Origin of the sequence: Oceanobacillus sp. FSL K6-0127 (assembly GCF_037983385.1) — a bacterium.
GTDB classification, from domain to species: domain Bacteria; phylum Bacillota; class Bacilli; order Bacillales; family Amphibacillaceae; genus Oceanobacillus; species Oceanobacillus profundus.
In genome coordinates, this window is sequence record NZ_CP150287.1 from 3,756,678 (window position 1) to 3,770,339 (window position 13,662).

9 protein-coding genes are annotated in these 13,662 nt (G+C 38.3%); 5 read left to right on the forward strand and 4 right to left on the reverse strand.

Annotated elements, in window-relative coordinates:
• The 3 genes from MHH64_RS18435 to MHH64_RS18445 all read left to right on the forward strand — a co-directional run bounded on the left by MHH64_RS18435 (position 1) and on the right by MHH64_RS18445 (position 4,093).
• Positions 1-1,137 carry a 2-keto-3-deoxygluconate permease gene (locus tag MHH64_RS18435; protein WP_340002156.1) on the forward strand — a complete coding sequence of 379 codons (1,137 nt, stop codon included), beginning with the start codon at positions 1-3 and terminating at the stop codon, positions 1,135-1,137.
• Between the two features lie 117 nt (positions 1,138-1,254).
• Entirely contained in the window at positions 1,255-2,532 is a 1,278-nt protein-coding gene (gene larA, locus MHH64_RS18440) for a nickel-dependent lactate racemase (RefSeq protein ID WP_340002157.1), read from the forward strand.
• A 181-nt stretch (positions 2,533-2,713) separates the two neighbouring features.
• Positions 2,714-4,093: an OmpA family protein gene (locus tag MHH64_RS18445; RefSeq protein WP_340002158.1), complete on the forward strand. Its 1,380-nt coding sequence runs from the start codon at positions 2,714-2,716 to the stop codon at positions 4,091-4,093.
• Between the two features lie 137 nt (positions 4,094-4,230).
• Here MHH64_RS18445 and MHH64_RS18450 read toward each other — a convergent pair whose 3' ends face one another.
• Entirely contained in the window at positions 4,231-5,283 is a 1,053-nt protein-coding gene (locus tag MHH64_RS18450) for a C45 family peptidase (protein WP_340002159.1), read from the reverse strand.
• A gap of 357 nt (positions 5,284-5,640) precedes the next feature.
• Here MHH64_RS18450 and MHH64_RS18455 point away from each other — a divergent pair, with 357 nt between their 5' ends.
• Positions 5,641-7,131, forward strand: coding sequence for an APC family permease (locus MHH64_RS18455; protein ID WP_340002160.1), 1,491 nt, complete (start codon positions 5,641-5,643; stop codon positions 7,129-7,131).
• A gap of 146 nt (positions 7,132-7,277) precedes the next feature.
• Here the strand turns inward: MHH64_RS18455 and MHH64_RS18460 are convergent, their stop codons facing one another.
• Both MHH64_RS18460 and MHH64_RS18465 read right to left on the reverse strand, forming a co-directional pair.
• A complete protein-coding gene (locus tag MHH64_RS18460; RefSeq protein WP_340002161.1) occupies positions 7,278-8,939 on the reverse strand; it encodes an amidohydrolase in 1,662 nt (553 codons plus the stop codon).
• 48 nt (positions 8,940-8,987) lie between these two features.
• Entirely contained in the window at positions 8,988-10,445 is a 1,458-nt protein-coding gene (locus MHH64_RS18465) for a sodium:solute symporter family protein (RefSeq protein WP_095311024.1), read from the reverse strand.
• Positions 10,446-10,801: 356 nt separating this feature from the next.
• On the opposite strand from MHH64_RS18465, the gene MHH64_RS18470 reads away from it, so the two are divergent.
• Positions 10,802-11,788 carry a D-glycerate dehydrogenase gene (locus MHH64_RS18470; RefSeq protein WP_340002162.1) on the forward strand — a complete coding sequence of 329 codons (987 nt, stop codon included), beginning with the start codon at positions 10,802-10,804 and terminating at the stop codon, positions 11,786-11,788.
• A 66-nt stretch (positions 11,789-11,854) separates the two neighbouring features.
• Here MHH64_RS18470 and xsc read toward each other — a convergent pair whose 3' ends face one another.
• A complete protein-coding gene (gene xsc, locus MHH64_RS18475) occupies positions 11,855-13,639 on the reverse strand; it encodes a sulfoacetaldehyde acetyltransferase (RefSeq protein ID WP_340002163.1) in 1,785 nt (594 codons plus the stop codon).
• Between the last annotated feature and the right edge of the window lie 23 nt (positions 13,640-13,662).

The following is a 13,662-nucleotide window of genomic DNA, read 5'->3' on the forward strand; positions in this document are numbered from 1 at the left end:
ATGAACATAAAAGATACGATAGAAAAAGTACCCGGAGGACTTATGGTCGTTCCGCTTTTATTAGGAGCTTTTTTAAATACAATTGACCAAATGCATATACCTGCAGTAATGAACGTTTTAAAATTCCTCGGTGCACCCCAAACGGAGGAAGGCTATTACGAGTTTTTACAAATCGGTGGTTTCTCTCAGGAGCTGTTTAAGGATAGCGCACTTGTATTAATTGCTTTATTTCTATTTTGTGTTGGAAGCCAAATGAATTTAAAAGTTGGTGGAAAGGCATTAAAAAAAGGTGTCCTCCTAACTGGGTCGAAATATTTTGCTGGAGTTGCAGTCGGGATGACTTTGGGTTACTTTTTTGACCCGATGAGTGGTTTGTTCGGACTTTCGACGCTTGCAATTATTGCTGGAATGACAAATAGTAATAGTGGAATGTATGCAGCATTAACAGGTAAATTTGGAAACAGGTCTGATGTCGGCGGGCTTTCTATCCTTGCAATCAATGATGGACCGTTCTTCACGTTAGTTGCACTTGGTGTATTAGGTACAGCTTTCCCAATGATATCATTTATAGCTGTTTTATTACCTATCGGGATTGGTATGCTTTTAGGAAACTGGGATCCGAAAATACGAGAGTTTTTAAAACCAGGGGAATCGATTACAATCCCATTTTTTGCATTTGCACTAGGAGCAGGTATGGATTTGGCAAACTTCTTTAATCCAACAGTTCTTGCAGGTGGTTTGATACTTGCGATACTTACTTTCGTTTGCTCAGCTGGGATGGGAATTCTTATGTTTAAATTATTTAAAGAAAAAAGCTTTATTGCACCCATTTCAGAAGCTTCTACAGCAGGAAATGCGGCTGCAACACCGGCCGCCATTGCAGCCGCAGCAGCTGTAGCTGTTGGCGCAGGAGCAATGACACAAGCAGAGCTAGAAGCAATCCAAAACATTGTCCCTATTGCTACTGCTCAGATTTCGATATCCACAATCACTACTTCCTTACTCTGTCCAATAGGTGTTATATTAATGGATAAATATCAACGAAAAAGAGGAATTGATGGTACACGGGAAGATCTTGGTCTGAATAATGCTGAAAGAACTTCGGGCACCCAAGAGAGGCATGCAGTCAACGATTAACATCAAAGAAAGCGCTATCCTATATGATATTTAGTCGTATACGATTTAATACGAGTAGATCCTGTTGCCCGTCAGCACAAATAAGAAAAAAATTATTAATGAAATGAGGTATGCATCATGAAGACAGAACTGTTATATGGAAAGCATGGTATTTCATTAGAATTGCCGGACAACGCTTTCCTTATTGAGCCAACAAATTTGCCAAAACTTGAGAATGAAAAAGAAGCAATCCGACAAGCATTGCGACATCCAATTGGTTCTGGATCTTTAAAAGAGTCCGTTAAATCAACGGATACGGTATCCATTGTAATAAGTGATATTACAAGACCAACACCAAATCATATACTCGTCCCCCTGCTGATTGAGGAATTAAATCATGTCCCATTAGAAAACTTTGTCATTATTAATGGAACCGGAACCCATCGTGACCAAACAAGAGAAGAGTTTGTTCAGATGCTGGGAGATTGGGTAGTAGACAATATTCGAATCATAAATAATCAATGTCATGATAAGGATACACTTGTTAACCTTGGAAGAAGCAAATTTGGTTGTGATGTCTACCTTAATAAAGAATATGTTGAATCAGATTTTCGAATTGTAACAGGTTTTATTGAACCACATTTCTTTGCTGGGTTTTCTGGAGGTCCAAAAGGTATCATGCCAGGGATCGCGGGTATTGAAACAATTTTGACATTTCATAATGCCCGAATGATTGGTGACCCTCTTTCTACGTGGGGCAACATGGAGAATAATCCAGTCCAAGATATGACTCGTGAAATTAATAGTCTATGTAAACCAGATTTCATGTTAAACGTTACATTGAACCGAGAAAAAGAGATTACAAATGTGTTTGCAGGGGAATTGTACGAATCACATGATCTCGGGTGTGCATTTGCAAAAGAGCATGCAATGTTCCGTTGTGATGAACGCTTTGATGTTGTCATAACATCCAATTCTGGCTACCCGCTTGATCAGAATTTATATCAAGCTGTAAAAGGAATGAGTGCTGCACATAAAATTGTGAAGGAAGGCGGCTCTATTATTGTCGCATCCGAATGTTCGGATGGTTTGCCTGATCACGGCAACTATGCAAAAATATTTGACATGGCTGAAAGTCCACAAAAATTGCTGGATATGATTAATGATCCAGAATTTAAAATGTTTGATCAGTGGCAGGTTCAGAAGCAAGCCGTTATCCAAGTTTGGGCTGATGTTTACGTTTATTCTAAACTATCCGATCAACAAGTAATAAATGCAATGCTAAAGCCTACGAATAACATTGAACAAACTATAGAAGATTTGAAGAAAAAGCATGGTGACACGATGACAATTGCTGTTCTTCCACTTGGTCCACTAACAATTCCATACGTTGAAGAAAAAGTAAGTATAAAATAAGAAGGCCATCATTTCTGGTCTTCTTATTTAGTACGTCATCAATTATTGTAAAGTAATTATACCCCCTTCCCTTACTACAAATGCCTCTTTTATTCCATATCTGAATATGGTAATCTATAGTGAGGCAATTTTATAATTTTCCTACAATAAGCTAAATGAATATGGAGAAGGTGAGCTGAATTTGAAAAGGTCTTACATTTACATAGCATTTTTTGTCTTACTGATCTTTCTTGCAGGCTGCAAAGATACTACAAATGAGGAACCGAATTCATCCAAAGCAAAAGAGAATGGTTCTGGTGAGGAACAAAGCAAATCCAAAGAAACGGAAGGTCAGAAAGAACCTAAAGAAAGTCCAATAGATTATAAAGAAGATATTGGCAACCTAAAGGTTTGGATCGGGGGCGAAATGATAGTAGAGGATGATCAAATCATTGTAGAAGGTCAAAGCAACCTATTGCCAGGCTCGATTATTAGCTCTTCCGGAAATAGTACATTACCGATTGCAGCTTTTATGAAGAATGCTGAGGTACAAAAGGATGGCTCTTTCCGTTTTGAATATCCCGGCTATGAAGGAAATGCGATAATCGATTTCCGATTATCTTCTCTGGGTGAGGATACGACAAAACATTATGGTGTATACTTCAACCAAGTTACAGGACCCCAACGTTATAAAACATCACAAAGCGATCAATATGAGGTTAGGGCTAGCGTTTTATTAGATGCAAACAAGGACATCCCGTACACACTCCCAATCGAAACGCCCAAATGGAATGAACTCCCTGCGGATTATGGAGAATCGAATATATGGATGAATGTTGATGTAACTACTGATCATAAATTCATCTATATACACGGAAAAAGTAATCTACTTGAAGGAACATGGTTGGGTGGCGATTTAATGAACGCGAACGATGTTATTGTTCCATTTTCTTATGATTATACCAATGTAAATCCAGATGGTTCCTTCGCACTTAAAATACCTTATCTATCATTGCGCCCAGGCATGTATATCCCAATTCAAGTCCATGCCGATCAAAATTCTTGGGATGATGTTCTAGCAGCCTATGGTGAAGACTTTGGGAAGTTGGAAGGAGACCTTTTGCAAACCACTGATGATGGAAAACGTTATCTTGAAAAGACTATTGAATTAGATATACCAGACATGGAACCACCAGAAAAAGTGGATTTAACTGTCGCAGATGAAGAAATTAAGATGCAAGTTCCTGATGATCTGTTGTTTGATTTTGATGAAAGTACATTAAAAGATAGTTCGCAAGAGACATTAGATGGGATTCTTGCTGAATTAGAAGAATTAGAGCCTGAGACAACTGTTCATATCAATGGCCATACGGATAATCAAGGTGAGACATCGTATAATCTGAATTTATCTTTAGAACGCGCTGAATCCGTCTTTCATTATTTGGAGGAGCATGGTGATATTAGCCATTTAACAATTCATACAGAAGGATATGGCGAGACAGCTCCAATTGAATCAAATGAAGATGAAGATGGCAGAAGTAAAAATCGCCGCGTAGAGATGGTCATCAATCCAGAAGGTTAAGTATAAAGGGATTTTCCACGAACTTTTTTAGTGGGAAATCCCTTTTTCCTATCCGTTTATACATAGTAGGTATGCTTCACACTATCCCAACTATCCGTAATATTTGCGATTAAAATTGAAGAGATTTATTTATTCTATTAACGTGGATTTTCATCCATATGAGCAAATCCAGAGCTAGTATCTATCTCCCCAAAGATTTTACTCCGTTCTAGATTTTTGCCACTCAACCAGGATTCAAAATCAATTTTTACTGGCTCCTGATCTCCTCCAAGTGCAATCCATGCCTGTTTTTCTTTTGGAAAATATGCCGATGTATGTAATGTACCTGACCAGCTTTTGTAGTTGCTTACAAACACCCCTTTATCCGTATCATTCAACAGTCGAAATGCTTTATATGCATCTGTTGCTTGCGCTTTCTGGTTGTTGATTGCATTGAGTCGTTCTTGTGACTCTGCAATAAAACGACGATTTTCATGCTGGAGCACCTCAAAGTGATTCGTACAGACATTCGATTGATGTACTTGAACAGACCTTGGCGTTGCTTCAATTACATAGGTTTCTTCCTTTTCATCTAACACAATGTAACTAAACGAAGTCCGGTGTGGTATCTCCTTCACAAGCTCAATTGCTTCTTCTGTAGTCGCACACATCTCTAAAATAATTCTACCAATCATATGACAAATAAATCCATCGCCTGGATCTTTACGATGCATGAAGTTGTACCCCATTACGAGTCCTTTTTCATTCATGCCATCCATCCGACCAGTAACACGTTGAGAAGGTCCGATGACAGCATATCCACCATCGGTCGGCTGGAATAGGTTGTAGCGCCCTTCATAGGTTTTCGGATGATAATCATAATTTCGGATCATATAGTCCTTCCCTGTCAAAATCGAACAGCCACTATAGTCTGGTTGAACACGATAATTGCCGAAATCGCGAAGAATCATCGACATCGGCTGTTGAAGAGCATCTCGTAGACCAAGCAGTTCTTCCCATATTCCTGGTGCAAACCGCATAAATGCTTGTTTGGCTTCAGCTTCGTCAATCGTAAACCGTGGTCTTCTCAATCTCCAATCGCGATGTCTGTTTTTAATAATTAGAGAATTCTTCAGATGCTCACCTTGCATATAGCCATAATCGTAATGACTCCCGCGAAATTGAATAATATCACTATGAACGCTTCTCACCTGTAACCACCCTTTGTTTTTCAATTTGATAACATGAATTTCATAATTACTGACGTTTACTATATAGCTTACCATCTTTCAATGAATAAAAGTGCAGTAAAGATTCAGCTATACAATTGTCTCGTTACAAACTGCATATTACAAGCAAAGCCGTTTTATAGTATGTATTCGTACAAAGGAAATCACTTTTCACTAGCTTCAACATTCACGCGGTTGATTACTATTTAATTCCTCAATAACTTCTATTACACATTTAAATGATTAAAAGTTCTGAAATTTATTGATTAATAAAACACAACATGCTTTAATTTATATAACTTAATTGATAACGCTTACAATTAGAGGGGAGAATGAAATATGGAAGAACGTCAGCAATTAAACAAAACTTTGAAGCCACATTGGGTTTGGGCAATTGCATTTGGGTCTGCCATTGGTTGGGGAGCTTTTGTGCTTCCAGTAGACTGGCTATCCATGGCTGGGCCACTTGGGGTAATTATTGGATTTTCAATTGGTGCGATTCTTATGATTATTATCGGGGTGAGCTTTAGTTCTCTTATCGAAAAGCTGCCAGTAACTGGAGGAGGGTTCGCATACGCTTATTATGGTTTAGGTAGATATCATGCTTTTATTTGTGGATGGTTTCTAACGTTAGGATATGTTGCAATTGTTGCGCTTAATGCTTCTGCTCTAGCACTTCTAGGAAAATTCGTTTTCCCAAGGGTTGTAGAACAAGGTTACATGTATACAATTGCCGGATGGGAGGTTTACACCGGAGAAGTTATTGTAGCCTGTGCTGCATTAGCTATTTTCGCCCTTGTCAATATCCGGGGTGCAAGTTCTTCTGCATTTAGTCAGTTTGTGTTTTGCGTCTGCTTATTTGGCGGAGTTTTGTTATTAACCATCGCTATGATTATTCATCCTACAAGTTCCTTTTCCAATTTACAACCTCTCTTTCAGCCCGGAGTCGGTTCTATTGCATCGATAGCAGCAATAATTGCAATTGCACCATGGGCTTATATTGGTTTTGACAACATACCACAGGCTGCAGAAGAGTTTAACTTTTCCCCCAAAAAAGCTTTTCGTATTATCGTTATTGCCTTAGTTTTTGCAGCTCTTACTTACTCAATGACTGTCATTGCAACTGGAATTGGTCAACCATGGATGGAGGCTGTTCAAGCAGGATCGGTCTGGGGAACCGCTATGATTGTTGAAAATGCCTATGGAACAATTGGTGTTATTTTATTATCGTTTGCATTAATTATGGGTATTATGACAGGTTTGAATGGATTCTACATGTCAGCCAGCCGTTTATTGTTTGCCATGGGGAGAGCAAAAGTTATCCCTGCAGCTTTTGGAAAATTGCACCGCTCCCATAAAACCCCTCATGCTGGTATTTTATTCACACTAGCATTCACGCTTTTTGCACCTTTCTTTGGGCGAGAAGCATTATTATGGGTAGTTGATATGTCTGCACTTGGAGTCACCATCGCATACTTCTATACTTGCTTTATTGCATACCGATTATTCAAATGGTCAGATCGAAATCCAGCCGGGAACAAGCGCGCTACTGTCTCCCCCGGAAGAAAGTTTCTATGTCTATTAGGTATCCTAAGCAGTGCCGGATTCCTACTATTGTTAATCGTACCAGGTTCACCTGGATTTTTGAGCACCCCTTCATGGATTGCTTTATTTGTTTGGCTAATTCTAGGAGCCCTCTTTTTCCTAGTTAAATTTAAACATATTCGAGCAATCCCTAAGGCAGAGCTAGATCATTTGATTTTAGGAGACTTTAAGGATAAAGAAGAAGCAGCTGATATGGAAGACGATTTGGAAAATGTATCATCATAGTTCTTTCAAACCAAGCCATCCTTAAATCTAATAGCTTTAATACTTAGACCTAAAATATTCCTAACCTATAAAAACCACCGCATCAGAGAAATCTGTTACGGTGGTTTACAATTTTATTGTAATAATAAAAAGCTCGATAATGCGTTTTATCCCAACAAAGCGCCCTGTTTTTCGTATACTTTTTTTCCGTCAATTAGTGTTGCTTCCACTGAGATATCTTTGATTTCAAGTGGATCCACGATTGTTGGATCTTTATCTAATACAGCAAAGTCTGCACGTTTTCCTATTTCAATACTTCCCACAGTATCTTCACTAAAATTCATATATGCCCCATAAATGGTCATTGATTTTAATGCCGTTACGACATCGATTTTTTGTTCAGGTCCCAGCACTTCCCCTTCTTTCGTTAGGCGGTTTACAGCTGCCCAAACAGAAAATAGTGGTGAAATCGGAGTGACTGGACAATCGGAATGTAATGCAAATAAAATATCTCGTTTTACAATATCCGCTAACGGACTAATTCTTCTAGAACGTTCTGGACCAAGGAAAAGCCTCTTATGACGGTCCCCCCAGTAATAGACATGATTAATAAAAACCGAACCAGCTACACGGAGTTTCTGCATATTGTCAAGATCATCAATTGTTGCCGTTTGCACATGCTCTATCCGGTGACGATGGTCATCTCTTGGTGACTTTTCTTGAGCGAAAGCATACCCTTCTAAAATGGATCCTATTGCTCGATCTCCATTGCCATGAATGGTCACACGGAATCCTCGCTTGTGTAAGTCTAATATTTCTTCGTTAAACGCTTCCTGAAAATGAAGTAATTCTCCAACAACATCTGCATTATTATAATAAGGTTCTCTTAGAGCACCAGTTAAGCCTTGGATGGATCCATCCTGAAACATTTTTGCACTGTCCAGGCATGCTTTACCGTTAGATGCATTCATTATTTCTTCATTTAATTGTTCTGCTGTGTAATTACCAAACTTTTCTCCCTCTCGTAGAAGTGTGTGTATAATCATTAATTGTGAATGCATTGGATTAATACCTTGTCGGGCTGCTATCAGATGTGCTTCTAATTCTGATTCACCAAGGAACAAACCTACTCCGGCATCCGCATTTGTTGTAATCCCTTGGGCTAAATAATCCTTTGAGCCTTCTCCCAGTGCCGCTACCATCTCATCTACCGTGGGAACTGGAATTACTTTTTGAACATATTCCAACGCAGGTATTTCATGAAGCACACCATCTAAACGTCCGTTTTTATCACGCCCAAAAAAGCCTCCCTGGGGGTTCTTTATTTGTTCGTCAACACCAGCTAGTTCCAAAGCCTTTGAATTGACAGCTGCGAAATGACTCGAAATATGCGTAATAAATACTGGGTGATCAGGTGCAATCTGGTCTAGCTCTTCCCTTGTTGGATGTCTCTGTTCTTTTAAAAGTGTATCATCATAACCGTATCCTTCCAACCATTGTCCTTGTGGAGTAGAATTCGCTTTCACTTTAATTCGTCGTAATATATCATCAATACTTTCATTCGGTGGTGTACTGCAATTAACCTTATTTTTATTAAGTGAGTACATTAGAATGTGGTTATGTGTGTCGATGAAACCAGGAATTAATGTTTTTCCTTTTAAGTTAAGAACTTCAGTATTTGACGTTATTCGGACTGAAGCTGGTGGTTCTGATTCTTGCCATATTTCAATAATTCGACCATCAGTAATAGCTAATGAATGAGCAATACTATTTTGCTCATCAAGTGTTAGTATATTGGCATTTGTAATTAAGGTATCTATCTTATCCATTGTTTTTTTCTCCTTTTTAGAAATTTTTGCAACACAGTCAAATTTACCTTACGAACTTATGATTTTATCAACTGGTTCTTGTTCTGTAGGATCCTTCACTGCTTTTAATGAGAAGAAATAGGCAGTCACGTCTTCGTCAGCTGAATGTTTTGTTTTAAGACTAACAATGATTAATAATAGAAAAGACATGATTAAGCCTGGCAGAATTTCATGCACTCCATAAGGTGTTCCAGCCAGCTTCCATAAAGAACAAACAATAATACTGCCAACCATACTTACAATTACTCCTGTTTTTGTAGCACGTTTCCAGAACATTGCAGCCATTACAGGTGCAACAAGCGTTACAGCTGTATAGGAAAGGGCAAATTGATAGATGGTTATAATATCTGTAATATATAATGCAATAACAAGTCCCAATACAGCCATACCTAATACAGAAATCCGGGATGTTTTTAACAACTGAGCATCTTCTGCACCAGGTGAAATCCACTCTTGGTAAATATCTTTGGCAATATTAATTGCTCCACTGAGCAAGAAAGATGTTGCACCGGTTAACAGTGCTGCTAATAGTGACACCATAAATAACCCACCTAATGGTGCTGGAAATATGTCTACTAAAAATTGGGTGTACACCTGATCAGGAGGTGTACTTGTATTTAGTATTTGTACGGCCATAATTCCAATTAATATTGCTAGTAAACCAATAAAACCAGAAATGATAAAACCAGTTGTAACAGACCATTTTGCAATTTTAGTAGATTTAGCTGCTGATAAGCGTTGCCATGTTGTTTGCCAAACCATATAGAATGGTCCGAACACAAGGAACCAGTTTAATAATTCTTTACCGCCAATACTGAAAAAGTTAAACAGATGCTTCGGGGTTTCATTTGCCAATACCTCGACCCCACCTATATGGTTAAGCCCAAGGAAAAACAATAAAATAACCCCAGCTAGAATTACGATGGTTTGCACTGTATCTGTCCAAGCAACACTAAACATTCCTCCCATAAGTGTAAAAATGAGACTGATTATAAAACCGATAACAATTCCCCATGTTACGGTAAGTGCTGTAGTAGAGGCTAATATAGAACCCATTCCTACTAACTGCATCGCAAATGTAGGGGTCATATAAAGTAATCCAATAATTAATGCTGGAAGTAATGCAGACGCTTTTCCAAAACGTTTTATAAATAAATCTGGTATTGTATATAATTTAAGTTTACGTATAGTTGGAGTTAGAATAGCGACAAATAGAATAGTAAAAGAAACGAAACTAATAGAAGTAATAAAATAGGAAATACCGATTTCAAAACCTTTTCCAGCTCCACCGATAAGTGCTGCAGATCCAGTAACGGTTGCTATAACTGTTCCTGTGATAGGAAAGAACCCAAGACTAAAGTTGGCCATTAAAAAGTCATCTGAGGTTTTAATTTTTCGTGAGGAAATAATACTTATACCAAAAATTACAATTAAAAAAACTACAATCCAAACTAACCACCAATTCATACGATCTCCCCTTAGTAATTCAATTGATTGCTATTTACTGAAAATAAACTTAATATTCACACATATATAGAGGCATCAAGGGTGACATTACATAAATATCAGATAACAACTCGGTAGTATATGTAACTATTTAAAATAGATTATTTATACTTTATCATTAGGTATAAACGGAGTCAATGTATTCTAAAGAAATGAAATTATCGGATTTCACAATATAATTTATAGATGTTCTTTATAAAACTTAAAGTCTAACACCTTCTCCCAATATTGACATTCCTCATATTGAAAGTTACGTTTAAAATGATAGAAAAACAACCATCAACAAACTGAAAGATTACTAGAAGGAGCTTATGGAGATGAAGAAAAAAATTATTGTTTATGAGCGGCTTGAAAAACCCGTACTTAAAAGTCTACAAGAAAAGTACGATGTGAAGTTTTTTAAAAATATTGATACCCAAACTAACGAAGAATTTATGAACCATCTGAAAGAGGCAGAAGGTATTATTGGACTAGCTTTAGAGGTGAATAAAACATTATTAGACAATGCCCCTAATTTAAAAATCGTGAGTAATGTCTCTGTTGGTTATAATAATTTGGATATCGAAGAATTAACAAAGCGGCACATTATGGCAACAAATACACCGGACGTATTAACAGATACCGTTGCTGATACCGTGTTTGGTATTTTACTCGCAGCTGCCAGACGCATTCCAGAGCTAGACAATTTGGTTAAGTCTAAACAATGGGTAGAAGCATTAGGGCCAGACTATTATGGAGTCGATGTTCATCATAAAACGATAGGTATTATTGGAATGGGAAGAATTGGGCAAGCAATTGCACAGCGTGCTAAGTTTGGATTTGATATGAATATTTTGTATCATAGCCGGACAAGGAAACAAGACGCAGAAACAAAGTTTGATGCTACATATTGCAGTTTAGATGATTTGTTATCCAAATCTGATTTTCCTGTTTTAATTACCCCGCTTACCCCAGAAACAAAAGGTCTTATTAGTAAAAGAGAATTTCAGCTTATGAAGCCTTCAGCAATTTTTATTAATGCTTCACGTGGAAAAACAGTTGTAGAAAAGGATTTAATCGCAGCATTACAAACTGGGGAAATTGCAGCTGCAGGACTGGATGTATTTGAACAAGAACCTGTTGATCCTAACAATCCATTATTAAAAATGAAAAACGTTGTTACCCTGCCACATGTTGGATCTTCCACGTATGAAACCGAGTTAAAAATGTCGGAGTTAGCGGCCAGGAACCTTGAAGCTGGTCTAAATGGAGAAAAACCACCTACTTTAATCAATCCGAATGTTTGGAACAGTTTAACTAAATAGAGCCAATAAACTATAGAAACCTCTATACCACATATCGAGCGGTACAGAGGTTTCTTTTTAATTACATTAGTTATTATCAGAACCCCATGTCTCATAATCCAAGTGTTTATATTTATCTAGCAATCTTGTCGGCAACTGCAATGCATCTCTTCTAAATGGAGGAGCAAGTTGTGTCCCATCCACATAAATGTTTAAAACTGCTGGCTTACGCTTCTCTAATACTTCTTTCACAATAGGTCCTATGTCTTCTGGCTTTTCAATCGTATAACCTAAAGCACCCATTGATTCAGCAACCTCGGCAAACTCTGGCGCTTGGATGTTCGAACCGATAAATCGGTTATCATAATAATCTACTTGGTTTTTCTTTTCAGCGGCCCATGATTTATTATTGAATACGCAGGCGATAACCGGAATATCTTGCTCTACAGCTGTACTTACCTCATGTAAACTCATTCCCCAAGCTCCATCCCCAATAATTGCAACGACTGGTGAATCTGGCTCTGCAAGCTGAGCTCCGAGTGCTGCTGGGTATGCAAAACCAGTATTTCCAAAAGTTAATGCAGCTATATGACGTCTCGTTTGATTAAATCTTAAATAAGCATTTGCAGTAGATGAGACATTCCCAATATCAGTTGAAATGATTGTATTGTCCGGCAACACTTTTGTTAGTTCTAAGAGTGCTCGTCTCGGATTAATTGGAGATCCATCCTCCATCGCAAGGTCTACTAACTCTTTTTCCCATGCTGTTTTTTCTTTGCTTACTGCCTCTAATCGATATTGTTTTTTGTCTGGACTAGGAACTGCCTCTTTCAGTAATCTATAAATTTCGTCACTTGTTGCTTTGGCATCCCCAATAATTCCTACTTCAACCGGGTGTGTTCTAGCTATATTTCTTGGGTTAATATCCACTTGAATAATTTTTGCAGCTTTCGGGAAATAATCGATATCGTAACAAGGCAATGTGCCAAAGACTGACAGCCTCGTTCCAATCGCTAGTACTACGTCAGCATTCTTTAACGTATTCATTGCAGATTTAGCTCCCATATAACCAATTGGGCCGACTGCTAGTGGGTGATCAGCTGGAAATGCGTCATTATGCATATAAGACACTGCTACCGGAATTGTCAGGTGTTCTGCAATTTTAACAACGGTGTCCACCCCATCTGCATCAACTGCACCACGTCCTGAAATAATTACTGGATTTTTTGCGTGCTTTAAAAGCTCTACTGCTTGTTTTGTTAAGGCAGGATCTCCACTTCCTCTAGAATCTGCACGATATTGATGTGGCTGAAGGATCTGATCCTCAAGCTCCCCATAAAATAAATCTCTCGGAATATCGTAAAGGACCGGGCCACGCTCAGCATAAGCGATCCGGAAAGCTGTTCTTAAACAATCAGCTACACGACTCTTATGCGTGACGCGCACTGTTTCTTTTGTAATTGCACTGAAAATCGAAACCTGATCAGCTTCTTGGAATCCGTCCCACCCGATTGTCGGCGTGCCTGCAGAAGGCGATATAACTACCATTGGCGTATGTGCTTGGTTTGCAGCTGCTACAGACGTCACCATATTTGTAATCCCAGGACCATTTTGACCAATAACAACTCCCGCAACACCGGATACTCGTGTATAAGCATCAGCCATATGTGCTGCACTTTGTTCATGTCTTACCGGTAAGAAGCGAATACCGGCAGTTGGGAATAAATCAAGCATATCCATAAATGCGGAACCAACAATTCCATATACTTCTTTTACCCCTTCTGCGACGAGCGTTTCAACAATTGCTTCACTTGGTGTCATTTTTACTTTTTTAACGACACCCTTTTTCATTTCTGCTTGCTGTTTCACCATTAGAAATTCCTCCTTTTTTTATA

Excerpts from the sequence above, each read along its gene's own strand:
- MHH64_RS18465 (WP_095311024.1), bottom strand. The coding sequence starts at position 10,445 with ATGAATTGGTGGTTAGTTTGGATTGTAGTTTTTTTAATTGTAATTTTT.
- MHH64_RS18435 (WP_340002156.1), top strand. The coding sequence starts at position 1 with ATGAACATAAAAGATACGATAGAAAAAGTACCCGGAGGACTTATGGTC.
- MHH64_RS18470 (WP_340002162.1), top strand. The coding sequence starts at position 10,802 with ATGAAGAAAAAAATTATTGTTTATGAGCGGCTTGAAAAACCCGTACTT.
- MHH64_RS18455 (WP_340002160.1), top strand. The coding sequence starts at position 5,641 with ATGGAAGAACGTCAGCAATTAAACAAAACTTTGAAGCCACATTGGGTT.
- larA (WP_340002157.1), top strand. The coding sequence starts at position 1,255 with ATGAAGACAGAACTGTTATATGGAAAGCATGGTATTTCATTAGAATTG.
- MHH64_RS18460 (WP_340002161.1), bottom strand. The coding sequence starts at position 8,939 with ATGGATAAGATAGATACCTTAATTACAAATGCCAATATACTAACACTT.
- xsc (WP_340002163.1), bottom strand. The coding sequence starts at position 13,639 with ATGGTGAAACAGCAAGCAGAAATGAAAAAGGGTGTCGTTAAAAAAGTA.